The 26,924-nt window shown below is 51.9% G+C and carries 29 protein-coding genes; 7 read left to right on the top strand and 22 right to left on the bottom strand.

Annotated features, from left to right (window positions below; translation table 11 throughout):
- Window positions 1-39 precede the first annotated feature (39 nt).
- Window positions 40-609, top strand: coding sequence for a YqiA/YcfP family alpha/beta fold hydrolase (locus HLUCCO03_RS05730; RefSeq protein WP_027831922.1), 570 nt, complete (start codon window positions 40-42; stop codon window positions 607-609).
- Entirely contained in the window at window positions 609-1,208 is a 600-nt protein-coding gene (locus HLUCCO03_RS05725) for a hypothetical protein (RefSeq protein ID WP_051603844.1), read from the top strand. Before HLUCCO03_RS05730 ends, HLUCCO03_RS05725 begins: the two co-directional genes overlap by 1 nt.
- Window positions 1,209-1,212: 4 nt before the next feature.
- On the opposite strand, the gene HLUCCO03_RS05720 is transcribed toward HLUCCO03_RS05725, so the two are convergent.
- Window positions 1,213-2,139 (bottom strand): 5'-nucleotidase, encoded by a 927-nt coding sequence (locus tag HLUCCO03_RS05720; RefSeq protein WP_027831923.1) that lies wholly within the window; start codon window positions 2,137-2,139, stop codon window positions 1,213-1,215.
- Between the two features lie 53 nt (window positions 2,140-2,192).
- Window positions 2,193-2,534, bottom strand: coding sequence for a hypothetical protein (locus HLUCCO03_RS05715; protein ID WP_036197451.1), 342 nt, complete (start codon window positions 2,532-2,534; stop codon window positions 2,193-2,195).
- A 168-nt stretch (window positions 2,535-2,702) separates the two neighbouring features.
- Here HLUCCO03_RS05715 and HLUCCO03_RS05710 point away from each other — a divergent pair, with 168 nt between their 5' ends.
- Window positions 2,703-3,350 (top strand): hypothetical protein, encoded by a 648-nt coding sequence (locus tag HLUCCO03_RS05710; protein ID WP_027831924.1) that lies wholly within the window; start codon window positions 2,703-2,705, stop codon window positions 3,348-3,350.
- A 242-nt stretch (window positions 3,351-3,592) separates the two neighbouring features.
- Here HLUCCO03_RS05710 and HLUCCO03_RS05705 read toward each other — a convergent pair whose 3' ends face one another.
- The gene (locus HLUCCO03_RS05705) at window positions 3,593-4,822 is read right to left on the bottom strand and encodes an McrC family protein (RefSeq protein ID WP_027831925.1); all 1,230 of its coding nucleotides are present in this window, start codon (window positions 4,820-4,822) and stop codon (window positions 3,593-3,595) included.
- Window positions 4,823-4,825: 3 nt separating this feature from the next.
- Window positions 4,826-5,137 carry a hypothetical protein gene (locus HLUCCO03_RS05700; protein WP_027831926.1) on the bottom strand — a complete coding sequence of 104 codons (312 nt, stop codon included), beginning with the start codon at window positions 5,135-5,137 and terminating at the stop codon, window positions 4,826-4,828.
- Window positions 5,138-5,331: 194 nt separating this feature from the next.
- On the opposite strand from HLUCCO03_RS05700, the gene istA reads away from it, so the two are divergent.
- Complete coding sequence (gene istA, locus HLUCCO03_RS05695) at window positions 5,332-6,876, top strand: IS21 family transposase (RefSeq protein ID WP_027831549.1); 1,545 nt, start codon at window positions 5,332-5,334, stop codon at window positions 6,874-6,876.
- 14 nt (window positions 6,877-6,890) lie between these two features.
- Complete coding sequence (istB, locus tag HLUCCO03_RS05690) at window positions 6,891-7,646, top strand: IS21-like element helper ATPase IstB (protein WP_027831548.1); 756 nt, start codon at window positions 6,891-6,893, stop codon at window positions 7,644-7,646.
- 290 nt (window positions 7,647-7,936) lie between these two features.
- On the opposite strand, the gene HLUCCO03_RS05685 is transcribed toward istB, so the two are convergent.
- Window positions 7,937-8,407, bottom strand: coding sequence for a hypothetical protein (locus tag HLUCCO03_RS05685; protein ID WP_027831928.1), 471 nt, complete (start codon window positions 8,405-8,407; stop codon window positions 7,937-7,939).
- A 658-nt stretch (window positions 8,408-9,065) separates the two neighbouring features.
- On the opposite strand from HLUCCO03_RS05685, the gene HLUCCO03_RS05680 reads away from it, so the two are divergent.
- Window positions 9,066-9,359 (top strand): hypothetical protein, encoded by a 294-nt coding sequence (locus HLUCCO03_RS05680; RefSeq protein ID WP_027831929.1) that lies wholly within the window; start codon window positions 9,066-9,068, stop codon window positions 9,357-9,359.
- Window positions 9,360-9,645: 286 nt separating this feature from the next.
- Here HLUCCO03_RS05680 and HLUCCO03_RS05675 read toward each other — a convergent pair whose 3' ends face one another.
- The 10 genes from HLUCCO03_RS05675 to HLUCCO03_RS05635 all read right to left on the bottom strand — a co-directional run bounded on the left by HLUCCO03_RS05675 (window position 9,646) and on the right by HLUCCO03_RS05635 (window position 18,462).
- The gene (locus HLUCCO03_RS05675) at window positions 9,646-10,341 is read right to left on the bottom strand and encodes an SAM-dependent methyltransferase (RefSeq protein WP_155939929.1); all 696 of its coding nucleotides are present in this window, start codon (window positions 10,339-10,341) and stop codon (window positions 9,646-9,648) included.
- 18 nt (window positions 10,342-10,359) lie between these two features.
- The gene (locus HLUCCO03_RS05670) at window positions 10,360-11,100 is read right to left on the bottom strand and encodes a glycosyltransferase family 2 protein (protein WP_081813538.1); all 741 of its coding nucleotides are present in this window, start codon (window positions 11,098-11,100) and stop codon (window positions 10,360-10,362) included.
- A complete protein-coding gene (locus HLUCCO03_RS05665; RefSeq protein WP_155939930.1) occupies window positions 11,091-12,218 on the bottom strand; it encodes a hypothetical protein in 1,128 nt (375 codons plus the stop codon). Before HLUCCO03_RS05665 ends, HLUCCO03_RS05670 begins: the two co-directional genes overlap by 10 nt.
- Entirely contained in the window at window positions 12,215-13,177 is a 963-nt protein-coding gene (locus tag HLUCCO03_RS05660) for a hypothetical protein (RefSeq protein ID WP_155939932.1), read from the bottom strand. Before HLUCCO03_RS05660 ends, HLUCCO03_RS05665 begins: the two co-directional genes overlap by 4 nt.
- Window positions 13,174-14,574 (bottom strand): hypothetical protein, encoded by a 1,401-nt coding sequence (locus HLUCCO03_RS05655; RefSeq protein ID WP_036197456.1) that lies wholly within the window; start codon window positions 14,572-14,574, stop codon window positions 13,174-13,176. Before HLUCCO03_RS05655 ends, HLUCCO03_RS05660 begins: the two co-directional genes overlap by 4 nt.
- A 2-nt stretch (window positions 14,575-14,576) precedes the next feature.
- A complete protein-coding gene (locus tag HLUCCO03_RS05650) occupies window positions 14,577-16,037 on the bottom strand; it encodes a M20/M25/M40 family metallo-hydrolase (protein ID WP_027831934.1) in 1,461 nt (486 codons plus the stop codon).
- Between the two features lie 3 nt (window positions 16,038-16,040).
- A complete protein-coding gene (locus tag HLUCCO03_RS19390; protein WP_367142342.1) occupies window positions 16,041-16,292 on the bottom strand; it encodes a polysaccharide deacetylase family protein in 252 nt (83 codons plus the stop codon).
- A complete protein-coding gene (locus HLUCCO03_RS05645) occupies window positions 16,280-16,786 on the bottom strand; it encodes a hypothetical protein (protein ID WP_155939934.1) in 507 nt (168 codons plus the stop codon). The genes HLUCCO03_RS19390 and HLUCCO03_RS05645 overlap by 13 nt, the downstream gene beginning before the upstream one ends.
- Window positions 16,776-17,327, bottom strand: a complete 552-nt coding sequence (locus tag HLUCCO03_RS05640; protein ID WP_051603846.1) for an LOG family protein — start codon at window positions 17,325-17,327, stop codon at window positions 16,776-16,778. Before HLUCCO03_RS05640 ends, HLUCCO03_RS05645 begins: the two co-directional genes overlap by 11 nt.
- A 496-nt stretch (window positions 17,328-17,823) precedes the next feature.
- Window positions 17,824-18,462, bottom strand: coding sequence for a hypothetical protein (locus HLUCCO03_RS05635; RefSeq protein WP_051603847.1), 639 nt, complete (start codon window positions 18,460-18,462; stop codon window positions 17,824-17,826).
- 475 nt (window positions 18,463-18,937) lie between these two features.
- Here HLUCCO03_RS05635 and HLUCCO03_RS05630 point away from each other — a divergent pair, with 475 nt between their 5' ends.
- Window positions 18,938-19,237 (top strand): hypothetical protein, encoded by a 300-nt coding sequence (locus tag HLUCCO03_RS05630; protein ID WP_027831936.1) that lies wholly within the window; start codon window positions 18,938-18,940, stop codon window positions 19,235-19,237.
- Window positions 19,238-19,728: 491 nt separating this feature from the next.
- Here HLUCCO03_RS05630 and HLUCCO03_RS05625 read toward each other — a convergent pair whose 3' ends face one another.
- The 7 genes from HLUCCO03_RS05625 to HLUCCO03_RS05595 form a co-directional block, all read right to left on the bottom strand.
- A complete protein-coding gene (locus HLUCCO03_RS05625) occupies window positions 19,729-20,610 on the bottom strand; it encodes a hypothetical protein (protein ID WP_027831937.1) in 882 nt (293 codons plus the stop codon).
- A 10-nt stretch (window positions 20,611-20,620) separates the two neighbouring features.
- Window positions 20,621-23,392 carry a hypothetical protein gene (locus HLUCCO03_RS05620; protein ID WP_027831938.1) on the bottom strand — a complete coding sequence of 924 codons (2,772 nt, stop codon included), beginning with the start codon at window positions 23,390-23,392 and terminating at the stop codon, window positions 20,621-20,623.
- Complete coding sequence (locus HLUCCO03_RS05615; RefSeq protein ID WP_051603848.1) at window positions 23,389-23,982, bottom strand: hypothetical protein; 594 nt, start codon at window positions 23,980-23,982, stop codon at window positions 23,389-23,391. Before HLUCCO03_RS05615 ends, HLUCCO03_RS05620 begins: the two co-directional genes overlap by 4 nt.
- Window positions 23,975-25,249: a hypothetical protein gene (locus tag HLUCCO03_RS05610; protein ID WP_027831940.1), complete on the bottom strand. Its 1,275-nt coding sequence runs from the start codon at window positions 25,247-25,249 to the stop codon at window positions 23,975-23,977. Before HLUCCO03_RS05610 ends, HLUCCO03_RS05615 begins: the two co-directional genes overlap by 8 nt.
- 5 nt (window positions 25,250-25,254) lie before the next feature.
- Window positions 25,255-25,689: a type II toxin-antitoxin system VapC family toxin gene (locus HLUCCO03_RS05605; RefSeq protein WP_027831941.1), complete on the bottom strand. Its 435-nt coding sequence runs from the start codon at window positions 25,687-25,689 to the stop codon at window positions 25,255-25,257.
- Complete coding sequence (locus HLUCCO03_RS05600) at window positions 25,689-25,925, bottom strand: type II toxin-antitoxin system Phd/YefM family antitoxin (protein ID WP_027831942.1); 237 nt, start codon at window positions 25,923-25,925, stop codon at window positions 25,689-25,691. The genes HLUCCO03_RS05605 and HLUCCO03_RS05600 overlap by 1 nt, the downstream gene beginning before the upstream one ends.
- 102 nt (window positions 25,926-26,027) lie before the next feature.
- Window positions 26,028-26,810, bottom strand: a complete 783-nt coding sequence (locus HLUCCO03_RS05595; RefSeq protein ID WP_027831943.1) for an SDR family NAD(P)-dependent oxidoreductase — start codon at window positions 26,808-26,810, stop codon at window positions 26,028-26,030.
- Window positions 26,811-26,924: the final 114 nt, after the last annotated feature.

Below are 26,924 nucleotides of genomic sequence, written 5' to 3'. Positions count from 1 at the left end.
TATCCTGAATAACGACTCGAACGTGGGGAACATAAACGAATGAACATCTACTATTGTCATGGATTTGGTAGCCAATTTGACCTGGGCAGTTCCAAACTGGAAATCTTAAGCAAGCTGGGCTCGATTCATGGACATGATATTGACTATACCAAGCCTGCTGACGAGGTTGTGCAGATTTGCCAGGATGAGGTAATCAAAGCAGATATCGACCTCATGGTGGGCACGTCCATGGGCGGCTGGCTTGTCAACATAGTCGGTGCGCGGGCGGGCATTCCGTTCGTTGCGATTAACCCCGCCATTGATCCGGCCCAGACCCTGGAAAAGTACATCGGTGCCGGTTTGGATTATCAGGGTAATAGATATCAGCTCACTCAGTCCGTTGTCGACAGTTACCGTGCATTTGTGATCAATGGATGTGGGCTCATTCTTCTGGACCAGGGAGACGATGTCATCGATTGGCGAGTAACTCACGACACGTGTCAGAAGTATTACTCGGTTGTTTCGTTTCCGGGAGGCAGTCACCGGTTTGAGCACATGGAGGAGTCCTTACCGCTGATAGAGGCACTTTATGAGCGGAGCTCACTGACTTATGGCCTGGGGGATAATTGATGGAAAGCCTGGAGCGGGTATTTGATTTGAGCTTCGAGCATGAGATTGATGAAGGGAAGCAGGACTCGTACCTACTGAGCTATCGCGACTTGCTTGAGCATTTCGAGGGTATCAATCATTTAACAAGCAAAGATTTAGTCGTAGGCGCTCACATGGTTTACGGATGGATGCCAACCATCGTCCATCTGAACAAGAAAGACAGCGATCCGGATGAAACGCTTCACATCCTGCAATCCATTAAAAATGGAAACACGGACCTTTCTGAGGACCACCTCATCACCATCAAGCACTACATCAACAACTCAGTCGTCGGAGCCTCGAAACTGCTTCACTTCATCAGACCGGACCAGTATCCGATCTGGGACTCGAAGATCTTTGAGTTCACCCACCGCCGCGAGCGGCAGCAGTATCTGGTGAACAACCCGGCTACCTATCTGCAATACCGAGCAAAGATGCTGGAGCTAGAGCAACAGCCAGGATTTCCGAGGCTACATGCGTTCGTTAACAGCAAGCTTGGGTATGAAGTTTCAGGACTTCGTGCATTGGAGTTGGTCATGTTCTTAAAACATGATGACTGGAAGACTTCGACTAGCACATGAACGCTTATGCCACATTCGCCACCCCAAATGGAATATGCACCATCGGTACGTTCCCCGCATCGGATTGCAGGTGGCTGCGCTGGTCGTCGAAAAACATGTGCGGTTTGAGGATAGTCAGAATCCGATCTTTCTTCATACCGCCCAGGAAAAACACCTCGTTTGCATCCACACCCCAGTGCTCCAGCGTGGTAACGACGCGCTCATGAGCCGGCGCACTACGGGCGGTCACGATGGCTGTGCGCAGAATGCGCCGGTAGGAAGCATCCGCTTTCTGTGCCTCATCTTCCAATTTCTGCAGTAACGATAGCTTTCGGAACAGATCGGCTAGCGGACCTGGGCTATGAGGAATACCGGCTCTAGACGTTTCATGTTCGTGAAAAGCCTCCAACTCTCCGCCTTTATACACCCGTTCTGATGCATCATCCGCAATCACACCGTCGAAATCGAATGCGATTCTCAGCTCCCAATCGTCATCATCATCCACCACCTGCGATGGCAGCACGGTACCGGCGGGATATTCGTAGTCGATGGCTTTCAGAACGTCCTGCTCGTTGGAAGACAGAAAAAGTGAGGCGTTGAACGCAGGAATGTAGGGGTAGGGCGACTTGCCCTCTAGAAAAGCCGCTCTGGAGATATCCAGGCCATGATATTCAATGGAGCGAAATACCCGCTTGCCCGTGATGGAGGAATTGCGTGACAGCAGCACGACTTCCACTGGTGAAGTATCAGGAAAGCGCTTGTTAATATTGAGAAACCGGCGCACGAATGGAAACGCCACGCCTTTAGCCAGGGGGACATCCAGATGCTCTTCCTGGTAGTCACGATAAGCAATCGCGCCTTGTTCCTGGAACACCTTGTCGGACTCGGACAGATCAAACAGGGCGCTTGAAGCAACGGCAATTACCAGCTTGTCTTCAATGGGGTAAGGCATTAACAATCCTTCTGAGACTGTGATCTCGGATGCGGGTGGCGATTTGAGAGATGTTACTCCAAACGGCGGAGCGCCTCGGTACGGGCAACATCCCAACTACTATTGTCAGTCGGCATTCCATTATCACCCAACGGTGACACGCAGAGTTGCTCCCGGCGGGCGTTCACCTTCGCGGTGTAATCATCGCTCATCGGATTAATCCCGAGGCGCCGATCCTTGGCGTCCGAGATCGAGTCCATCATGAAATCATACTCTTCGGGAAACAACTCATGGTGAATCTGCTCTGCCAGGGACTTGATGTGCCGCTTCCGTTCAAATTCCCGAAGCTCTTCCGGTGACAGGTTCTCATAGGCTTCCCGCAATTTCCTGGCTGCTTCCTTTTTTGCTTTGTTCATAACCGTTGTTCCCTATTTATTGAGCTTGAAAAAAGCATACGGCAGAAAGGCGACGTAACTTGTCGCATCAGTCGATGACAATGATGACAAATGGACAGGAGGGTTGGCATGTTATCCGGACAAAGGGCCGGAGAAACCTTCCGAGTTATCAGGTGAGGAGGAGGAGCAATGATCGACAACTTCAAAACAGATCTGGTGTTGCGAGTAGCGGCCATGCCTCGGGAGGAAATTCTGAAGGCAATGGGCTACCAGAGACCAACCTCCGCCAACCTGGAACGCCTGCAGTCTGTTCTGGATGATCCGGATTTCGGCCTGAACAATAGTGGTTTTGATTTCAAATACACCAGTGAAGGCTTTCTCCGTGCGCTTTGTGAAGTCACCGGAATGGATATGGCCCTTGCAGACCAACGCATCTGCCGAACAAAGAAACACCTGGAGGAAGAGCGAGAGGCCTTTAAGCCTTATATCTGGGTGGACACCGGCTTCGAGCGTAGTAGTCAGCCAATCTTTGCCCTGGCTATCTGTGAATATCAGCGCTACATGGACTTTCCGAAAGGCTTCTGGCGGCTCTCTATCGACCGGCAACTGGGCGGCGTGCAGTGTCGTGTACGAGAACATATCTGTGAAACCGGTGGAGAACTTGGAATCTGGGGGCATATCAAGCAGTATTGGTTTTATTATAAAAAGAACGCAGCCTATCTATTGGCCCGGAATGGCGAGGTGATTGGCAAGTACGAAGGGCCTGTGCCCAACCAGGGAATAGCAACCGGAGAGTTGAGTGTTATCTCTCTGGCGGCTCGTGAAGCCCAGCGATAAAAGCCTAAGGAAACGGTATCGATGTAAGATCTGCCTGGCCAACGCCTCGTTCCTGTCCGTAATCATTGAACCACTACAGTTGGCTTCAGTGAGATTAATAAACCTTAGCCACTGCGTAACGATGTTCGGCTTTAGGAGAACTTTTAAGGTTTTGAAATCTCAAGTTTCTGCCTGACGGGCTGCCGAGAATTTTGCCTCAACTCATTGTGAGTTGCGATTTCAACAATGCAGCCCGGACCAATTCACCTATTCAGCTTTACGGAAGGCAAAGGATGGGTACAGAAAACATCTAGACCCATCCTTTGCCTTCCGTAAAGCTGAATAGGGTAGTGTGCTTCAAGGTTTTGCTGCCGGGGATAAATCAGCGCTAGTGATTGAAGATTGTAGAGATTTCCATAGGCTGTGAGCTGATAGAGATCTTGCTGAGAGATACCGAGCTTGGCCTCATTGCTGTCGAGAATCTTCCACTTGGCATCTAGAATCAGGACTACCTTTTTATCTGCATTAATTAGGCTAATGTCAGGGCGTGTCTGGAAAACGTTTTGGTCAATATCGGGCCTGTAAGCTAAATGCCTGCGAGGAGATTGTTCTTTGAGAGTTAAGCCAGCGTGGTGAGCAATAGGCCTCAGCTCCGCGGCCAACCACCGTTCAAATAAGACGTTCATATCGAACAGAATTGACAGCAAGTTATGCTTGCCGGCCGTCACATCTGGATTTCGAGTATCTAGGAAAAGACGGCACCAATCTAATATGGGGCCATAGCGGCTGTTGGTCCGATTGAGTTGAATCCGGTCGATATTAGACGAAGAAAAACGTTCCTCTGAAATACCATCGTGTTGCATCAGCAGCTCGGTCACAGCCTTGCGTGACTGGTTGGATCTGCATTGTGGGAACAGAACTCGCAGGGTAAACTTAATGATCTGGTTAATGGTGATGTTGTCAGTCAATTCATCAAATTGACAGTACAACCTTTCACTGTGTGCCAAGTTCTGCCTGAGTTGCTGGTTCACCAAAAGCTTGCCTTTGACCACCCCGAGATTAGCTTCCTGCTGTTGATAGTCGCGGGGCTTGCCAATTAGGGTTTGTTCGCGCAGTAGTAGGCAAAATTCCTGAATGAAAATATCTAGTAGGGAATGATTCTGCGCGTGTATGGATGCTCCTGCACCGCGGTGGACCTTCATCATGCCGGCTTTGCGCAGCATTCTGATGAGGGTTAGTCTGCAGGAGCCTGGCTGTGATTCTTTTCCGTAAATTTTGGGAAGAATTTCTAGGGTAAGCCCTTCCAGCTGAACCACACCACAGAACTGGCGCCATTGCAGTGACTGGTGGCCCCATCGAAACGCGTCTTGAGGAATGCTCTTCGATTTACTGAGCTGTGCAGCCTGTGCCGTGGTGACCGCAAAATCACCCGAATTTCGGGTAGGCCTTATCGGAACGGACTGATGTTCCAGGCAAGTCAGAATCTCACTCACGGCTTATTCCTGTGATTCATAGATTTTACGAATCGCATCCGGAGTTATGTTTTCTGGTGCTGCTACCCGGTAATCTGCCAAATCTTCAAAATCATCGTGTTCAAAGCCCAGAACATCTGAGGTTTTTAGAATTTCATGTTCAATGATCTGTGGCTCCACTGGCCGGTTGTCCTGTTCAACATCCGCAAACACTAGTTGAATGCGGTGCCAGTCGTTATAGAAGTATTCCTGCAGAAGAGGGATAAATTGGTTGAGCAAAACGTCCCGAAGGGATTTGAAATCCTTCACGCTGTATAGATGCATATTCCGGCCCATCGTGACCGCCCATTCCGTTTGAACGTGACCGCCTGTTCCGGGTGATCGTGACCGTTCATTCCGTTTTATCGTGACCGATTTCGGGTGTTTTTCCGGAATCGTCGGTCACGTTCCTCCGGAATCCCGGCCAACACGCTGGAATTCTTCAACTTTATCCGGCATACCCCTTCCTTTTTCATCACGAGGAAGGGCGGATGCCGGCAGCGAGGATTTCCATGCGACAAATCATCGAGGTCTTGCGCCTCAAGTACGAAGCGGGCCTGAGCCATGAGCGTATTGCCCGTGCCTGCGGACTCTCCAAGGGCGTGGTCGGCAAGTATGTCAGCCTGGCCACCGCGCAGGGCATCACCTGGCCGTTGCCGGAAGGCACGGATGAAGCACGGTTAGAGGCCCAGCTGTTCCCGGCCAAGACGCCGCCCGAACGCTTTGCCGAGCCCGACTACTTCCAGATCCATCAGGAACTGAAGACCAAGGGCGTGACCCTGCAACTGCTCTGGGCTGAGTACGTAGAGCGCCACGGCGACAAGGCTCGCCGGTACAGCCAGTTCTGCCATCACTACCGGCTCTGGCGCGGCCGGCAGCGGCGCAGCATGCGTCAGGTCCACCGGGCCGGCGAGAAGATCTTTATCGACTACTGCGGTCCCACCGTGCCGGTGGTGGACCGCAGCACCGGCGAGATGCGCAAGGCCCAGGTTTTTGTGGCTGTGCTGGGCGCGTCCAGTTATACCTTCGCCGAGGCCACCTGGAGCCAGAGCCTGCCGGACTGGATCGCCTCCCACCAGCGGATGCTGGCGTTCTACGGTGGTGTGCCGGAACTGCTGGTTCCGGACAATCTCAAGGCAGCGGTCACCAAGGCGGACCGATACACGCCCCAGATCAACGAGACCTACGCGGAACTGGCGGCCCATTACCAGACGGCGGTGTTGCCGGCACGGCCCTACAAGCCCAAGGACAAGGCAAAGGCTGAAGCAGCTGTGCTGCTGGTTGAACGCTGGATCCTGGCGCGGTTGCGGCACCGAACGTTCTTCTCACTGGCCGAACTGAACTCGGCGATTGCAGACCTGCTACCGGCACTGAACCAGCGCTCGTTCCAGGGACGCTCCGAGAGCCGCCAGAGCCTGTTCGAAGCACTGGATCGACCCGCGTTGAAGCCACTGCCGGCAACGCCCTACGTCTATGCCGAGTGGCGCAAGGCACGGCCAGGCATCGACTACCACATCGAGATCGACAAACGGCTGTACAGCGTGCCTCACGCCCTGGTGGGGGTGAAGCTGGATGTTCGGGTTACCGATACGTCCGTTGAGGTCATGCATAAAGGTCAGCGCGTGGCGCTACATCCCCGCCACGGCAGGAGCCGCTTCGTCACCCTGACCGAGCACATGCCCAAGTCCCACCAGGCCCATCAGAACTGGTCTCCCGGGCGGTTCCTGAACTGGGCCACGGACATCGGTCCCGGCACGCTCGACGTGGTACAGCGACAGCTTAAGGATCGCCCTCATCCGGAGCATGGTTACCGAGCCTGCCTGGGTCTGCTGAACCTCAGTCGCCGCTACAGCCGTGACCGCCTGGAGCAGGCTTGTAGCCGAGCACTAGCCATCAACTCGGCCAGCTACCAGAGCATCAGCTCAATCCTGAAGCAGGGGCTGGATCAACTGCCTCTTCCCCTGACCGAGGAAGAACCGGAGCTGGCCGATCTGCCATTACACACCAACGTTCGCGGCCCCCGCTACTACCACTGATCCTGGAGACACTGATGTTGACTCACAACACCCTCGATACCCTGCGACAGCTCAAACTGACGGGCATGTGCGATGCCCTGGAACAACAACGGGCACAGCCCGACACCCACGACCTGGCGTTCGAGGAACGCTTGGCCTTACTGATCGACCGGGAGGTGCTGCATCGGGAAAACCGCCGGTTGGACCGTCTGCTCAAGGCTGCCCGGTTGCGGGTGCCGGCCTGCATTGAAGACATCGACTACCATCACCCGAGAGGGCTGGAGCGCTCCCGCATGGCCGGGTTGGCCGGCTGTGACTGGATCCGCCAATCCCTGAACCTCTGCATTACCGGCCCGACCGGTTGCGGTAAGACCTGGCTGGCGTGCGCTCTGGGCAACCAGGCCTGCCGGCAAGGGCTCTCGGTTCGCTACCTGCGAGTGCCTCGCCTGTTCGAACAACTGCGCATCGCCCATGGCGATGGCAGCTATGCCCGGCTGATGAACCAGTTGCTAAAAACCGACCTTCTGATCCTGGACGACTGGGGCATGCAGAAGGTCACCGCGCAACAACGCCAAGACCTGATGGAAGTGATCGAAGACCGGCACGAGCGAGGCTCAACGCTCATCGCCAGCCAGTTACCAACCGAACACTGGCATGACTACATCGGCTCCGCCACGCTCGCCGACGCCATCCTGGACCGGCTCCTGCACGGCGCTCACCGGCTCAATCTGAAGGGGGAATCACTGCGAAAAGCGAAAGCACAAAAAACGGAATCGGTTGACCCATCGTGATCGCTCAGAGTACAAAACTCTCTCCAGCGTGATGGCCGTGTGCAAATCGGTCACGATCCCCGGAATGACCGGTCACGTTCGCCGGAATACGCACAAGGAGGACTTCGCGAAAACGAATCCAGTGGCAGCGCCGTTTGCTGCATCAACGCTATCCAAGAGATAGGTCTTCAGGCGCAAGGAGGAGTAGGCTTGGTCACCAATGTCCAGCTTCAACTTGAAACGTAAAGGGTCCCGAACGACGGTCTGGACATCTTGCATCCCACCGGCGGACTCAGACTGTGCCATGCGCTCTATTCCTTGAAATGCTCGAACTGGGCGTTTGCCGCTGCAATCGCGTTGGAAAGATTCTTATCATTTACATCCTGTTTCATCCCAACTACGAAGCCATAAATCATTGCCAAAGGTGTTAAAAACGGCGCCAGTATTGCGCCAATGAACGGTACGGAAGCCACAAGAACGCCCAAAATTCCACCCAGAACCAACCCGAATGAGGCATTAGGGAAACTGTTGAGAGTCTCAATGACAATGTCCAGAATTTTTCGACCGATTTTGATGATAAACCTTCCTGCCCTTACCGTGGCATTGGTTATAGAGTAGAGCGCGGATTTCGCATCAGCAGATATGTTCAGATTATCTATGGTCGATCTGATTTTTGATTCACTGTTGGTAGTGCGATTGATGTCCTGGGCATCCTCTGCCGTGAAAGCTGGATTATCAGAAACCAAAGGCTCTCCGTCAGGAGTTTCTGCTTCAAGAATCATCGTTTTACCTTATTGGAGACTGGTCCGTTTTAGTTGAGTAACACTGCCAAGGTTAATATGGATATATAGTCATTGAAAAACTTCTGTCAAATAGCTTGGCATACCCACCATAAACCCTAGTCCTGTTGGCACTGACGGCTACTCGCCACCAAGCCTCCGGTTTACTAGCTTCCTCTTGCACCAAGCCTCCAGTTGATCCGCCCTCCAGTAGCCAATTAATCCGATTGTCAAAAGTGCGATAACGAATCCGCCGTAACCGGCGAGAGCTGCAAGCATGTTCATAGATCCGGCTCCCTGTTGGCCTTACATTCAGACTCAATCATACCTGTCACAACAATCTTACTGCGAGCTCTTTAAAGCATAGGCTAGCGATGTTTGGTCTAGCTATCCAGAGTGGCAGATACAGTATTTCCCATGAAATCGGATAAGTGAAATTCAGGCGACCCCGGCAACGGGACAACCGCTCTAAGATAGGGGGCTTTTGGGTAATAAAAATCGTTCTAAAAACTTTGTTCTAATATGACAGACTCTAAAAAGGAGTCCTTTTTCATCTATAAATAAAGGTTTCATATGGCCGAGTAATGTTTGATTTATGGCAGATTTGGACGTTTATCTGGTTACGGTATCATAAGTATTGTTTCTTGATCGGAGAATAAAAATGGTTAAGTTGAAGCCATATAAAAAAATTAGACCATTGATGAAAAACGTAACCAAATTTCTATGTATGGTAGGTGCCGTTTTGCTAATTTGCCTGTGGCTATCTGACTGGGGTGGAGATCAGTATTTCGAGAATTTTTCCCGATTCCAAGGATCGTTTTTTATTATGCATGATATTCTTAAATATAAAATGCGATATACATTGTTGTTAGCTGGATTATTCTCATTTGGCGCAGATTTTCTTTGGGACCCATCGACCTTTTGGGATGCACAAGAAAAGGTTCAAGATGACTGATATTAGGTCATACCATAGCTGAAATGTATAAGGATCAAGTTACCCACGCTAGTGATATTGGGCATGGACGACCACGACGTATTGTACCTTTCTTGCAACTATATAAAGGCTATACTTCCGGCATAGGGAGCTTGTCAGTAGTTCAATAGTGAAACTTTCAAGGATGAGTCGAGAATCAGCGCTGAAGTCGATCAAACTTCAGGGGAGTTGAGTGTTTTTTAGGCGCTATTTGTAAACACATAGAAATTATAGGTTTCGGTTATAGTAACTCAGATCTGAGGCCTGTTCATCTGTGCCTTTTCACACATGGTTGAACAATGATTGTTGCGGGCATAGCAATTTTTGCAAAACTCGATTCCAGATCCCTTAGCTTTCCTTCCAGCACTTGCTCACCGGACATTCCAAGCCGCGATACAATAAATACTGGGGTTTCCGAAGAGCGCGCGTCCTTGAGGATTGCCCAGGCTTCTGCTCCGGCATCCTCTGCCCATAGCATCACCAGTATCGCGTTTGCGATAGCATGCTGCTGAAATTCATTACGACTGCGCTCACAATCAAGTAGGGCAGGTGGCACGATAAGAGCGTCTTCTCCATTAACTTCCAAAGAAATGCCCGCAGCATTCATTGCCAACTGAACAAATGACAAACCAGGCAACCAGTCAACATGGTGTTGATTGGCTTCAAGAAGCTTTGCCAGTTCTGCTGCACTGGGAAAATGGTTTGGACGCCCCGTAAAGACACGCGGATCCCCTGCATAAAGGACAACGCCAGACTCAACCCTAGAAAAGGCCTCCAAAACTTGATCTGGAGTCAGATCACGGCCGTGGATGAGCCTGTTGCCAAAGAAGGATAGCAAGTGCTCCCCCACCCAGTTACCAGGAAAAATGATGCTTTCTGCCTGTTGTAGAGCACTCATTCCACGATGGGTCACGCCATCCAGGGTATCACCGACCATTCCGCCTACAAATGTAATCCGTCCCACGTTACCTTCTTATAAAAATCAAGAAATTTGCTTTACTCTGGCAACCCATTCTCTAAAACGGTCGCGTTCTATAGAACTCATTGAGATTGAATAACGCTCGAAAAATCGGTTCGCAGCCTCTTCATAAAGCCCCATACTCGCGCGAGACAATCGCGCTCCTGAATGGTTTCTAAACACGACAGTCCTTTTTCTGTTTCGTCGATAACGAATAGCAGTATTCCGCGACATACGAATGGCAAAGTCTACGTCATTGAAAGCTTTTAAATGAGGGTCAAACCCGCCTTGTGCCAAGAATAGGTCTGTTCTAACCACCAGGTTACTGCCCCTGCATCCACCGTTGGTCACAAAAAAACGCCTCGGATGCAATACAGCGGGTGGTGTTTTTTCATGCACACACTTGTCTTGTCCCTGCTTCCAGAAAGCAGATAGCCCCAGATCGAAGTCATCGTTGGCAAAAGGTGCCAGATGATCTGGCAGCCACAGATCATCATCATCCAGAAATGCTATATATCGAGTTTTCGCAAGAGCGGCACCAAGGTTACGTGCAACTGAGACTCCTTGACATTCAGCGGTGGTGACCACGCTCACATTGGGAAAGTGACTGATATGCTCACTTACGCTCCGCTGTATTGCTTCTGTACCATCAACCACCACAAGCGTGTGTTGTGCTCTAATACTCTGTCGTGAAACGGATTTGAGGGCCTCATGCAACATCGATAAGCGGTCACCACGAGTCGGTATAATCGCCGTTACATCCATTGCTCACACCACCAGCGATGTATTGCTTCAGCAACCAATGAGCCACCCGGTGAGCCTATAAACTCAATAAAGGCGCGACGCACTGCATGCACTTGATTGAGCGTTTCGTACTGAAATCTTAAATGCCGGGCGACCTGCTCGGCCACCTCCGGGGTGTTTATTCTATTGAGCGAGCGCAAAACTTCCATCGTGAGTTGCTCTTCCGAAGCCTCAAGTGCCGAATGATCGAACAGCGGATCTAGGGCAGTCAGATTCAGGCCCTCGGCGACCAGCCCGGCCCGTTCATAGATCGCCAGCTGTAAAACTTGGGTCGCATTCTGTGGTGGTAAAAACAACAGATCTACACCTGCCGCAAGCCCTTCGAAAACCGCACCCTGTCCGGGTGTGGTTATATAAACAGCAGTTTGTTGGAGCTTGCTGATAAAGTCGTCATAAGCAAAGGAGTCAATATGAATTGAGTCGGCCAAATGACTGTGTTGTGCGGCTTTGCCGGCGTCTTTTCCACAAGCGAGAGTTAGTGGTTGGGGCAAATTAAGTTCTTGGTGACAAATCCAGCTGAGGACCTGCTCTGAAAATAAAGAATTGTCTCCCGGGCGAATCCAACGACTTCTCGCGCCACCTATTTGTATCAGCGTACCTTTACGCCCCGGGCTACTTACCGCAGCCTGGCGAATTAAAGGTCCGACTATCACTGGAGGTTCTTGATAGACCTGAGACTCGAGGCGATCAAAAACTCCCGGAAAATTCTGAATAAAGGTTCGTTCGGCCAAGCTCCAGACTGGCTGCTGCTTATGCGGTCCATACCAGTAAAGCACATCGACAAAAAAAATTGGTAATCCAACATCCGCATACAGCGCAATATTGCTTTGGTTGCTGACGACTAATACGGCGTCAAAGTCTTCGAAATCCACCGCTCGTTGCATACTCTCGGGCGACTTGTTATTGACAGAAATCGTCCGATCGACAACCGAATCACGGGCGAGTAACTCAGCGGTGACACCATTGACCAACGCCGTAGATTCAGCAGGGACAAAATCAAGTACCGAAAGCATCGCTGAAGTCGACCCAAAACACATCGGATTGCTATCACAAAGCAAACGTAAAACTGGCGGTTTCACTGACGACTCCACGAATAGATGCCAAAGACCTTGGGGTGCTCCCCAAGCTCTTCGAGAGAAAGCCAGTCGAGTGAAGAGCCATCTGACCGATTCATTAACAGTAACCCGGTCTCTGTATGAGCAAAACTTCGATCTGTCCAGCGTTCACGTGGCATACGTGAGATTCGGGTGCACCCCACAATGAGAAGTCTCTCGCTTATTGATAGTCCTCGAATCCAACCGGAGCGGCCGGTACAGATATATGAATCGAATTCACATCTGGGGTTGCCCTGGCGAAGGTCTGGATTGGAAGACCAGATTCGTCCATCGGTTGTAGTCATCCAGATTCGCCCTTTCCAAGGAACCAGATCATGAGGAAGCCCTGGCAAATAAGTAACTTTTTCTCCATTTACCAGAGTCAGTGCCCGATCATTGAGTCGTGATACCCAAATTCGATCCTTCAATGACAGAACGGTATTGGGGTGAACCTGATCTCGCAGTTTACGTAAATAGATCGGTCTATCTGCATTCGCCAACTCATCAAAATAGGGGTCATTGTCAATCTGTGGTGATTCGGAATTAAGCGGTGTAAGAGGAATGCGGTTTAGAAGTTTTGCCCCGTCACCACGAAAAACATCAATTCGATCTAAGCCGGTATTTGCGATAATCAGGCGACGCTCTCCGCCTTTTCCCTGAACAGCCACATCATGCAAGTCGTTCAAATCATCTCGAACCAACCAGGGCCTACACGTCTTTCTAATGGGATTGATGAGGTAAAGCGCGTTGAAACCGCAGGTGAGTATATCCCCATCAGGGAGTAACTCAGCGCCGGTAAAGCCCTTGCCATACAACTGGCGCTCCAGGGGCAATACGTAACGATGGGCCCAAAGAATCTTGAGTCGCTTGCCCGTCCATCCAATACCCGCAAGCATGCCATCCGGGGACTGGAAATCCCCCATTGTAATGAGCCACTGCTTCACCAGACAAACCGCCGTTTATCAAGATGGGCATAGGCCTGGCTTACGCTTTGAAGGACGTCATCGGCAGACAGCTTTTCGAATATTTGTTGGCGGCATGCATCCCCAAAGGTATGTTGAATTCGGGTCAGGGACGACCTTAACGGGCGTACCAGCGGGCGGCACCTGTGGCATTTCCACCAAATAGCTGCTGTCTGGTCAAGCGTGCTCAATGTTTGTTCAACCTCAGTTACGATTCTTCGTGCATCTATCTGGATTCTATGAGCCCGATCCTCGGCGACAGACTTCAAGTAGTCAACTGACGAACGATCGGATGGTACCCCCTGCATGACAAGCCGGCTCAGCATCACTCCGGCAAATTCCCTAAGCCATTCTCCCGGATGGGCAGTTATCGCCTCCTGGTCACGACGGTCATGGAGCAAAGAAAGATTGCCCTCAGCGACACGATAGCCGCTCTTTTTTGCCAGAAGCGTCGATCCGACCATATCGCTTCGTCTGGAGTAACCTTCACCGACAGAAAAGGCAGGATAGTGATGGGCAAGCAATGGCTCCAGCCCGAAGAAAACGGCGTTTCCACCTCGATTGGGAGCCAGAGAGTCATTAATGCAAAGGGTATCTGAATCGCGTTCTTCCAGCAGTGGACGAAATACTCCGCGACCCAGTTCAATACCCTGAGCCGCCCCAAGCATTGTCACCAACTGATCTGTGACGCTAGAACCCGCTTCAGGGCGCACCAGCCAGGGGTAGGGCTGTGCCGACTTCAGGGATCGCTCCTCGGTGTGTGAGTAGTAGTAGTCACCAATGTAAAGGGCCGGATCCACATCCTTGCCGATGTAATAAGACGCGGGGTCAGCAGCAACCAGTCGTTCGAGTTCTGCGCGCAGGTCACCCAGTTGGCACGAAATGACAGCATTTGGACGCACAGGAGCATCCCCTGTAAAGCCCGAAACAAGAAGGTCACACCTGTCGTTTTTAGCTAGCTCTCGCACCTGAGCCATTCGGCTGCCCGCCACATTCTGGCAAACTAGATACCCGCTGAACATTTTTAAGCGTTCAAACGTAAGGTCGTCATCGATCATCCAAACGATTGGTTTGGCAAGCCCCCGATCTTTGGCCCAATCTGCAATGCAAACTGAAAGCTGAACCCGATTTTCATGAAGAGGGGCGCCCTCGCGGCGACCGGGCACGCACGAGCGTTGGCCTCTGGCACCTGAATTCGCCGCAATAACCAAACGGGATATTTCTGAAGGTTTACTGCCATTATCGAGAACAATAACGTGCACGTTGGGATCATGAGCAACTGGCTCAAGGGATGCCAGGAGTCTACTTAGCCCAGCCACCCGATCAGTCACAATGACGCCGATGACAATGTCCTGTTTTGTTCCTACTGCGAAACTCATGGTTAGCAGGTACCAGCGGCTTTCAACAAGGAACGGACTTGGATCCAGTGCTTGACTGCGCCCTCGATCGGTATCGACTCATTCGGTGCGTGAATATGTGTCTCACCATCATTGGTTCCCAGGCCTAGGTAACAAGCACCAGGAGGCAGTCCTTGTTGAAAAACACAACCGCCACGAACAAACCGTTTATCCAGAGGCCTCACATCAACCATTCTCTGCTCTCCCGCTAGTTGTGTAGAGCGCTCGACTACCGCCTGACGTTCCGGCGTCAGAGCCTGGCGCTTTCCTTCGGGCAACTGACAAAAACTCAACAGGCGCTCATTTCCATCCAAGCCGGTCTTGCCATTCTCATCAAGAAACCAGTCAGCCTCCGGCAAGCCATTTTCCTGAACATACTCACGAAAAATTTTAGAGCCCGACTCCTCTTCTCCTTGTATGAACCACCAGAGTTCGGGAGAAGAATCCAAATTACGCATCGCTTCTAGTCGCACAGCTAAAGCCCCTTTATTGTCAGCGACGCCGAGCCCAAACCAGCGACCTCTGCTTGTTGTTAGCTCAAAGGGCGGCGATTTCCAGCCGTTCTGGACTTCTTCGACATCATAATGGTTGTACATAACGAGTCGCCGTTTGGAGCCGCCTTTGGGCGCTCTTCGCGCAATCAAGAGGGGAGTAGGGGAATCGCCATAGCGAAGTACTTCAAAGTCTAGTGCAGTGACAAATGCTTCTAGCCACGCAACTGTCTGCTGGTGATCCTCGCCGTGGGGGGAGGTGTCCCATTGCACCAATCTATCCAGCGTTTGTTCAATGCTTGGAGCTATCTGAGAGTCAAGACGTCGTACACAGGCCACATCCAGCCCCCGAGGATGAATATGTCCCACAACAGGCTCCATGACCATCCCATAATCATATAGAACGCGCTGAAACCAAGCTCTGCCCATTACGCTATCCAGTCGTTCATTTGGCCGTGTTGGGTGCGGTACACCTTCATCTACCTGATCGACCAAATCACTGATTCGCGCTGTCAGTATCCACTGGCCACCTGTTGCAAGCACTGAATTGACCTGAGCGACGACAGTCTCGATCTGTTTGGCATCAAGATGATTCAACACGCTTTGGGTGAGCACAAAATCAACCGAACGACGTTCAACTCCTTGAAGATCATCCATGCTACCTAACAAAGGATTTTTGTAGCTCAAACCAGCTTCTTCAACTAGTCCGCGACCCACTTTAACCAATGAAACTAAAGGATCGACCCCAAAGTAGTGACCAGGATCCAAATAACCAATAATATGAAGCCCGCCCCTTAGGGTCCCACAGCCAATATCAGCCACACGTGAATTTTTTTTCAGCCCTAATTTTTGCAAGAGATCAAGTTGCCAAGGGCCCATGATGTGGGGAATGCTTCCTACTTGATCGTGAGAAGCCGCCGTGTAAGGTGAATTCAACGCAATCGTTTTCGCCATTTCCTATTCCTGCTTTTCTTTGACCCAACTGCGTCGAATCACGGGCTGTTTGTATTTATGGTCTACCCCTACTAATGGCAAACCATAAGTCTCCAACGCCTGATAAACGCGGCTATTAATTTTTCCATGAGGCATACAAATGGCGCTAGGTTTGAAATGACCGAGACAAGAAAGCCAGTGGATACTGCCTGAAACTTCCTGCTGTAACTCTCGGGATGACAGATCGGTCCAAACACGATGACTCAATCCATGCACGCCAAGTTGCAAGCCTCGGCCAGAAAAGGCGCCGCGTCAGCATCATCCATAATGCCAAACCAACGCGCGCGATAATAACGATATTCGGCAGGAGAAAGTGCTGATAGACAGCGCTTCAATTTGCCGGAAAGAAGTGAACGGGTAATCCTGGGACTTAGGGAACAATCGGGGCCATTCAGCCTTGCAGCCATATCGTCGATGACTGAAAAACCTGTCTGTATATAGTCGCGCACGGGGAAAAGAATGACAGGAAGCTGCTTATTTAACAAAACCTGAAAAGCTGCTTGATTATCGGAATAACCATCATCAAAAGTGAAGACTGGGGTCGGAAATCCCTTCGCTCTCTGTGCTTCAGCCCAAACAACCAACGATTCGAAACGTGTCCAGCTGATGGCAGTGCCCCGCCGAAAATAGTAATTGTCCGGCTCGTACTTCTGGAGAACGCGATGTAACATTAGTACCGGAGCATCGGGCAGGAAGAGTTCAGCGGTCATGCCAGGCATTAATGCTTTCAACCTTCGGCTGATAACTCAGGCAATCATTAATAAAGACTTCAACTTCTTTAGTACTGTTTAAAAGCTTTAGATAGCTTTTTTTGCGATGATCGATAAAACCCTCCTCCAACTGAGCAGACCACCCACCACACCAGGTCACAAGACCAATCGGTTTACCTAGCTGCCCAGCTAACGCTATTTCGCTAAGAGTGCCTGCGCCACCACCTATAGCGACTAAAGCTCTGCCTGCAGCAACAACCAGCTGGTTACGCCCAATATCCAAGCCGGTTGGTAGAACTATATCTACCCAAGGGTTAGCGTCGGCGAAGTCATAAAACGGTAAATACCCGATAGTTTTCCCGGGCGCTCCCTCAACCTGTTTGAACCCCTCACAAGAAGCGGCCATCACACCGCCCATGCCACCACAAACTAGGTTTAAACCCCGCCTTGCAATAATATCGCCGACTTCTTTAGCTGCTAGCTGACTCGCTTCGTTAATGCTCCCGGCAAAGCCCACTACAGAAATCCCGATTTCAGCCATTGTGTTAAAACCTTAAAACGGGTTTCGCATAGGCGGTGAAGAAGCAAGCTGCCTAACGTGTTGAGTTGTTTAGTTTTCCCTCAATGGAAAGAACCAAACATGTTTTGGGAGAGGGTACCTGAAAAAATGATCTCCACGCCACCCCCGTCGACAGATCGAAGTCGTTTTCTCCGATGATACGCCATCAACTGGAAACCATGGCAAGGCATCAGTTCTCTGGCGCCGTCGCTAGATTAGAGAGCCTGAACGAACTTGTCGTCGACAAACTGTTGAAAGCCGGAATTTGTTTAGCCTGTTTAGAAGAGCCTCGGATAAAGTGCTTCCCAACGATCAGGTTCAAACCTGCGCCACGAGTGCATGTGGTGGTATTCGAGTGTGAATGAGATATTCCCCGCGTCAGGTAGACCTCAGGACACCGGAATTGGAACACTCTATCGGTATACCACCTGAATCGCAGGAGCGAATTTGACGTACATTCCAGCATCCGAAGGAAAAATCAGGCTCGGGCCGATGACCTGTCAAGTTGTCTTATACACTTGATGATAAGTGCCCGTCGCTGGTCCAGGCTATCGGGATTAGTTTTGTTCGATAGTGCGGCGCGATCTTTCCTCTCGCAGAAATAGGCGATTCGTTCTGCATTAGCGCCCGATGGGTGGGGCAGCCCAATGAGGACCCTGCTGCGTTCCAGAACACGCTCTGCCACCATCCGTTCGAACACTGAATCAACACTAGGACCAAGAGGGACGAAAACGGCATCGTTAGGCAGTACGTCAATTTCTGTCTTCAATCCTGATGAGGCACTCTGCCAGAGATAGTCGATACGCGCCATATTTGCGCCACCCGAATAATTCTTCCCGTTGGACAAGACCGGATTCCGCAGAGCTGAGGTGTAATGTACTAGATCCGCACGTTCCCCGAAGAGCGCAGAGGTAGACTGTATGCCGAGGTAGCGATGTAGACCGACATGGTCCAGCATGGCAACAAGATTTTTACGCATGCTGCCAGCAAAGCTGGCGGTTTGTTTGGCAATGGCCAACACCTCATCTTGGGAGAGGCCTTTCTCTATTGCCGCCTGAGCTGCCCTGATAGCAATGACAGCTTGCTGAATGCCGGGAGTGATTCCGCATAGAACCACCTTCGCGTTCTCGTTGATATGTTCAAAAGGGGCATAGTAGGTGGTGAACTGCCCTGATGCAGAAAGTTTCAGTTACTTAGGAAGCTGTAGTGGTTCAATGATTCCGCCTCCGACGCTCTTAGGCGCGGGTTAAAGAGAACGGTCTTATGCAAAGCTTCAACCAATTATTTAGTCAGGCTATTTTCCAGTGCCGCCCAAGTCCCTATTCCTTTTTTTAGCGACGCGCGTCTTAGCCCATTCCTCGAGCCTATCAGCGTGCCAATAACCGATCACGGCAATGGTCACACAAGTAATCGTGAACATCGAATAACCCAAAAATCCTGCCATGAGATTCATTAATGCTTCCTCAATAAATTACCCCATAACGCAGGTTACCCGTTTTGAGAAATCTCCAAAATTCGGCATTTAGTCCAAATTTGGAGGATTCCTAATCTATGCAATTATTGAGTTTCCGACAACAAAAGGAGCTCAAACTATGCAAGCTAACATGATTAAAAATATAATCGACTCGGAAATCGTCGTGCAGTCACTGAAAGCAACTGCCGCCGCATCAGTAATCGCCTTTCTGTTCGTGATAATACCGTCAATTTATAGTCCAGAAGTAGCGAGTGCTTGGGATAGCTTTGATACGGTATTTGCCGTTGTAATGCCTCTACTGAAAAGTAAGATAAATCTCACTTTTCTGGCTGCATCTACAGGTTGCATGCTCGTAGAAGTACTTAAACAAAACCCGTTCATAAAAGACTGGTTGGAAGAGATGATGGGAGAGGACTAAGAAAAACTATTAGGTGGGTGGGGCTCAGTCACTTCTCGACTATTGCTCCGCCTGACAACGATGAGTGCAAACCATTATGTTCCAAAGGGCGCTGATTGTTCGATTCCCTTTTGGGCATGGATGGTTCTTTGTCGAGCTGGCTTGTATAAATTTATGCAATTACGTGGCGACAAACGTAACGCAACTTATTGATATTACTGACGGTAAAAATGCCGTTTTGGTCTAATGTGTTTTCTTAGAAAACGATCCCAAAATCTTGAAAGGTAAGGGTTAGTGGCTTTCACAGGTGCCAGACTGCAACTCCGTGTACGCCGGTTCGATTCCGACCCGCGCCTCCATTTTTATCCTTTAAAATCAATTAGCTAAATCGGCTCAGTTTAGTTGAGTTTATCACCCAAAGAATACCCAAATTAAACCCAAAATATTATCCGCTTCAATGCATGGCAGAAGAGCGAATCATCGAATGCGCACAGCATCTTGAACAAGCTTGGTTAGCTGTCTGTTGTGACCAGAAAAACAGCCTCTTGCTCTAACGCCTTACCGCTCAGCTTAAGGGCCTCAATAAGCTCCAACACCTCATCCGGTTCCTGATCCAAATTTAAACTTTCCTCGGCATTGGCAACATATTTACGATTATTTTGCCATACCTCAGAATTGCCATAGCGATCCAATTTGCGTTTCCAGTCCGGCATTAGCCATAGTTCAACGCTGTCACCCATCGCTTTGCGCAGGCGGGCATAGTTCTCGAGTCCGACGCCATCATAGTCTGGAAAAATAAGAATTCGTGGACTTCGTTTTTTCCCGCATAGCCACTGTATCAGCCGTTCACTGAGCTGGCCCTGGTAATAGAGTACAGACCCGTGCAAGCCTTCAGGCACCCAGCTGGTGTCATCCAGCAAGCCCTGATTTTCCACCAGCCACAACGGGCTGTCGGTGGCCAGAGACGTTTCATTCTGGCTGATATCGATGGCAAGGGCGCCGGCGATGGATGTCAGCTGCCATAGGTCGAGCAACGCTCCTTCACAGTTCCAGGTTACGCCCTGTATTGTTGCCTTCAGCAGGCGGTAAGAAGCGGCGTGTGAACCCTTTCGACCTTTGGTGGACCGGGTAAGCTCAAGGTTTTGTGCCCGAACTGGATGCGCTTGGTTGGCTGAATCTGAACTGGGCCGTAATTCCCGAAGGTGCTGCTCAAACACCGGTGAGTTGCTGATGCGATAAACGAAGCCATTGCCCTGACGCAGCTTGATGACACATGCGGTTCTGCGGAGGAACTCATCAAGCACCCGCTTCTGTGAGGGAGTGAACTGTGATCCAAGGCACTCTCCGCCGGAATCCTTAAGTTTTATCAATGCTTCTCTGAGCGACTTGTTCATTGATGAGAGCTCATGCCTCGACAGCTTCAAGCGGCTGCAGAATCTGCCAGTGCTTGCGGCTGATATGGTTCTTGCCGTTGCTCATCTGTTGGATAGGTACGCAGTAGTGGGCTGTAATCAACGGTGAAGGCGAAGCGAACATTAACGCGAAACCGAATTCGGAAGCTGTTTTGATCAGACTCCTCTGGTTGGCCGCATCCAGGGCCAGGGCTTCGTCCAGGTAACACAGCGCCTGGACATTGCGAGTTTTGTCCTGCATCAGGTGGAGCATGGCCAGGCCGGTGACCAGCTTAGCCATGAGCACGGTGCCGTTGGAAGCGGCACTGTCGATGTCATCAAAGCTTTCTACATCCTGATTTTCCTTGCCTAGCTCGAAAGTGAGGCGAAACAGATCGGCAACCTTTAGACCATGGCGAGCGCTACCTTCGTCGATCAGTAGCTGGCGGGCTTGGTCCAGCTGTCGGTCGTCCAGGACGCTGGACTGGTTGAACAGCTCGAAGGATTCGCCAGACTCCACTTTTTCTGCCGTCTGGATCAGCAGGTCGATGGCTTCGACAAGGTGACTCTCGTGAACCGGCTGAATTCGAAATACCTTGAGGTCAGACAGTTTCCTGCGGCTGATCAGTCGGTTGAATTCATGCATGGCATTTTCGAATGACTGCAGGTTGCCGCGAAGATCCCGGAGGCTGGCCGTCACAGTGACCACGGCACTGCGGGCTTTCTTTTCCAGTGCTTCTGCTTCACGGGCCAGGTGATGGCGAAATTCCACCATCAACCGGATTTCCTCTTCCGGGTTGGGAGCATACTGGAACTTGGTCAGGCCACCGCTGTGCAGGTTGATGCGCCGGTGGTCCAGGTCCCGGTCCAGTTCCTTTAACCGATAGCAGTCCCGCTGATAGTCACGCAGCGTTTGTGCCAGCTGGCCGAGCGGTAGCTCCGGGTCGCCAACCCAGGGGGTATGGGGCAGGTCAGCCAGCCAATTGAACTGCTCGTCGGTGTCGCCCCGGTTCTGGCGGATACGATCGATTTCCTGGTGGGCGGCGTCCAGGGCTTGCCGTTGATTGGCGACTTCCTGGATCTGCTCCCTGAGGGCTTGTTGCTGAGCACCAGCCTGTTCCTGGGCGTGTTCAATCTTTGCCAGCTCCTGCCTGGCTGTCGCAATTTCTTTTAAGCGATCCGGGCGAGAGTTCTGCAGTTGAGTCAGCTCGTCAAACTGTTCCAGATCTTTTTCCAGGCTTTTTACTTCCTGCTCAAGTTTTGCCCTGCGTTTCTTCTGGGTGTCCAATTCCTGGGTGGCTGTCTTCTGTTCCTGCAGTTGCCGGAGCCGGCTCTGGCAGTCATCAATCAGGCGTATTATCTCTTCGTTTGACCGTTGTTGATATTGCAGTGGTTGGTCTGCAACAGACAGGTTCAGACCCGGTAGTTCAAATCGGTCTGCCGCCATGCCCTCCAGCCAGCGATGGAGCTGGTTGGGATCGAGCTGATAGTCGCCGGGGGGCAGGGTAAGGAGTTGTCGGGCAAGCCCGCGATTGAGAACACTTAGCCGGTCTTTGGAGATGTGTTGTTTAAGTGTGAGATAAAGGTTATCGGAAAGCGTCTCCTGTTCTTTGCCCAATGCGGACAGCTCTTCCTCCTCGCGCCGGATCAGATCATCGATGGCGGCAGCTGACTGACCGTGGGCATTGGATAGTAGGGCGATCTGACGGTTGCGTTCTTCTGTGGCGCTGGAAAGTTGCTGTTCAAGCTCGCTGCGGTCATGGATCAGCGCGAACCGGTTCCCAAGTTCATCATGGCGCTGCTCGTCCTTGTTCAGTGCCTCCAGTTGCTGGTTGAGCTCACTCTGGCGACGGGTTTGTTCCCTGTCCCTCTCAAGCAGGTCTGCTTCCTGCTTCCGCAATTTCTCATGTTGATGTTGGAGGTTTTTGCTTTCTGTCTGGTAGTGGTTCTGCCAACGCTCCAGCCCATCGTCGATGAGAGGGCGTCGCGCAATGATCCTGCCTCGGATGGCGAGGCGCTCTTCCTGATGGCGATCCAGTTCGTCGATCAGTGTTTGCTGATTTTTGGCGGCTCGGTATTGTTCCCGATCCTGGTTTACCTCGGCGAAGGCCTTGTCCCATTCCTGTTTGAAATCTACGACAGAGTCCGGTAGCTGGCGGCTGAAGATCTGCAGCAGGTGACGTTTTACTTCTCCGGAACTGAGTTTGTCGAGACGTAGGGTCCGGGTAAGAACCTGACGGTAGGCATTTGCATCCTTGCGGTTCTCCAGCCGGAACACGGTAAACTCGGAGCTGGTCTGGCCCCGCTTGCGGGCACCGCCGTAGACCATCTCGGCAAACTCAGTCGATGAGTAGAAATTGGCCGTTCGCCCGTGGTGAGCCAGCTGCTCCAACAGCTGTGGTTGCGTCACCAGCTTGCCATTGTCGAGCCTGTACTCCTCGATTTGCAGAGGACCCTGATAGGCAAAATAATTATAATCGTAGCTAAACCCCTTGCCCACACACCCGAGCACCACTGAGCCGGATTCTGGCAAAGTGACTTCCAGCAGGATATAGCTGCTATTGGATGGGAAGTAGAAGCGTCTCGCTTTGTCTTTGTCGTGGGCACCAAAATCCAGGTGCCGCTTGTCGATAATCAGCAGGTATTGCAGGGCATTAATCAGGCTGGTCTTGCCAGTATTGTTGGGGGCAATGAGAGAAACTGACTCATCCAGAGGGAGCTCTGCGCGCTCATAGCCGGCGCTGTTGAGAAGTACCAGCTGCTGGAATCCGTAATCGGAACTCATAGGGAATTATCCTCGTCGTCCTGATCGCCAGCCCAGGACACATCTTCATCCTGATCCACTTGGCTGGCCAGTTCTTCGTAATGATCCAGGTAACGACACACAGCAGGCAACAGCTGCCAGGCTCCGCCATCGTAACGGGCAAAGCCGAAGTTTTCTGCGGTTCTCATCAGGCTCACCAGGCCGGACAGATCCAGCTCTTCGGCCTCCAGCAAGTCCTGGTGTTGCTCGAAAACCGTTGTCAGCAAGGTTTGATCGATTCGCCAATGCTCGAATTTCATCAGCGGAATGCCGGCATCCGCTTGAGTATCAAAGATGACCATGAACAACAGGGCCAGTTGTCGTGTGGCTTTGTTGGTATTGCTGCTTCCGTCGTCCTGATGGAACCACGCGAAGCCCCGGCCATCAAGGCGAAGTTCAGAACCCAATGCGGTAAAAATGGCGGTATAGTCGTCAAGGTTGCGCTCAAGCTCTTCCCATAAAACCGGCTCCGCGATCCGGTTGAGATGCCGGCCCCGGTTGAACCAACGAAAAAGTAGGGCCAGATTCGGCAGGTTGTTGGCGATTTGCTGGAATTGGCTGGTATTACTCACGGATTTTGCTCACCGGTTGTGTCAGACGGTAGGGCCAGTAATGCACTGAAACCCGGGAAAGGGTAGATGTTGTGGGCTGCGCTTCCAGCTCCATCTCCCACTGATCTTCACGTGCCAGGTCATGGTACAGCCGCAGAAGAACCTGGTCAGGCAGGGAGGGATAGTGGTGCTGCAGCCACTCCAGCAGGTTGCTGACCGGGAGGTCCTTTAACAACTGTCGCCGGAGCTGGTCTTCGTCAATCCACTCTGTAATCGCAACCGGCGTGGCATCGACTTCGCCCGGGAACTCTCGTTCAGAAGGCTCAAAGTTCCTCGCTTCCGCCATGATTGTTTTGACCTCGTCGCCTACAGACACACTGCGGCTCTGATTCACGCGCCACACCGGCAGCCAGGACTGATCCTGGCGTTTGCGAAAGGTGCGGTTGAGCCCTTTTTTGCGAATCTGTCCCAGCAATCGGCTGATGGCTGAGGAAAGATTGTTGTGCTGGCGTGCTTCTTCTCGGAGGGGCAACAGAATATCAGCGCATTGCTGAGCCGTGATTCGCCCCAGCCGTCGCAGTTCCTTGGCCTGATAACCAACGTGCCGGAGGCGGTTGAGATGGCTGTAGAGTGCGCCTTTGGTGACCAGGCGGTTGTAGCCTAGGTCGAGGGCGTCTTCCGCTGAAGCGAGGTGGTGGTAGAAAATGCCTGAAGGCCCGGAGTCCATCATCTCGTTCATTGGTTCAACATACTGATCGTAGGCGTCGAGGACGGACTTGTAGCGTTTTGCTATTGGGGCCCGGGTGTCTGCTGATTTTGCCTGCTCGGCTAGCTCGGCAATCGCATGGCGGTCCTGCTCGAGCTGGCGGGCAATATCTCTGAACAAAGTAGATAGTCGGTTAATTGCCTGAGTCTGCTGGCCGGTATCTCCGGCTTCGATGCCGGCGGTGAGAGTCTCTGTCGCGCCACGAATCGCTTCGATGCGCGCCTGAATGACTGAAGACAGTCCCAGTTCGTGTTCATGCGTCAGGCCACGCACAAACTCAAGTACATGGGCATTGACCACGAAGCTTTCAGAACGACTCTGAGCCTCCAGTACGCCACTTGTAACAAGCTTGCGTAGGGCATCTCCAACTTGAAAGTCGTCAAGGGCCGGTTGAGCCTGGCGAATGGCAGCAAGAACCTGCTCCTCGGAGAAAGCCGGCATTTCCCGGGTGGCCCGGACCAATGCCTCGGCGGTTTCCCAGTGCTCAAAAAGTGTTCGAGTGAGGTGTTTTGGGTTTGCCATGGCGCTCAGTCGCTCTTTGAGGCAAGGCTGGCATCAATACCAAAGAAAATGGCTGCGGAAACAAGTGCCTCATCCTCACTGATCAAACGAGCCTGGTGATGCTCTGCGCAGGCCAGGTGAAGTGCATCCAATGTCCTCAAGCTTGTTTTCCTTGTGCCAATCCAGTGGCTGGCCCGTTGATAGTGGGTCGTTTCGATAGGGCAAAGACTGAAGCGTCCATGGCTGACATCATCATGGAAGGCACTTTCGATTCGGTTTGCCTGGGGTTCGCTGAGCTCTCCCATACGAACCCAACGGGCCAAGGCGCTTGCCACCTCAACTTCTGTCAAATGGCTTATCAGAACCGGCCTTGCCTGCGATTCAAGCAAAGCCTGAACCCACTCGCTAGCGTGTTCTTGACGGTAGTAGGGTAGAACGGCGCTGGTATCGAAATACAGCATCAGTAGCGCTCATCGTCCCGCAGTTCACGGACAGCCTGCGCGGAACTTTCGTTAGAGGGCGGCAGTGATGCCCTTAGTTCCGATCGATCCAGAAACTGAATTTTTTCCGGGTAGGCTGCTGTCAGGCGTGCAGCGGGTTTACCGTGGCGAAGAATAACAATCTCTTCTCCCGCTGCTACAGCGTCCAATAGATTTGAAAGCTTTTCTCGAGTTTCCCGGACATTGATCGTCTGCATGGCTAATACTCCACGTGTGTACACATTTAGTGTACTCCGGCGTGGTGCCGGCTGGCAATTCAGCGCCGAAGTATATTTACGGTTTCCCTCTGCTCAGGGCGGTTAACGACGAACCGGCGCCATACCCAGGTGAGCACCGCCGTCGATGAGGATGGTTTCCCCGGTGGTCAAATCGCCGCCGATGATCAGGCCCAGGCAGACGTCGGCTACGGTTTCCGGTGACGCTGTATCATGCAAGGGCGAGCCTGCCTTGGTTTTCTCCAGTAATGCTTCGTACTTCTCTTCGCCCAGACCCTTTTTCAGCCACTCACCCTGAACGAAACCGGGACAGACGGCGTTGACACGAACTTCCGGCCCCATGACCCGGGCCAGGGAACGGGTCATGGTAACCAGGGCGCCCTTTGAGGCGGCATAGGCAATGGAACTGCCGATACCGGCGAGGCCGGCAATGGAAGCCATGTTGATGATGTGCCCGGAACCATTGGCTCGCAGGGCTTTCTCCGCGGCACGGGTCATCTGAAATGCGCCCACGGTATTGACGGCGTAAAGGTCGAGGAAGTCCTGCTTGTCGAGGCCGTCGAGGTTGGACTGATCACAGAATTTCGTGGTGCCGGCGTTGTTAACCAGGATATCAACCCGGCCCAGCTGGTCCAGAGTGGCGTCCACCAGGGCGCGGCAGTCGGCGTCTTCCGCCACATCGGCGCGCATGACCAGGGTTTTTACACCGAGCTTCTCGCAGTCGGCGGCTACCGCCCGGGCACCGTCCTCATTGTTACTGTAGTTGATCACCACGTGGCAGCCGTGTTCGGCAAACAGGCGGGCGATGGCGGCACCGATACCGGAGGAGGAGCCGGTGATAATGGCGACGGAATCTTTGAGTTTCATGGCATGTCCCTACTTGTGGTTGTTGGTTTTCAGAGGGGGCGCCGGTTTCGCCCACGAAGTCCGAGAGCGTTATCTTCTCTTGAACCATGGGTTACATCAATCCAAAAACGACGT

Origin of the sequence: Marinobacter sp. HL-58, assembly GCF_001314605.1 — a bacterium.
In the GTDB taxonomy this organism is placed as follows: domain Bacteria; phylum Pseudomonadota; class Gammaproteobacteria; order Pseudomonadales; family Oleiphilaceae; genus Marinobacter.
This window is presented reverse-complemented; position numbering and strand designations above follow the sequence as displayed.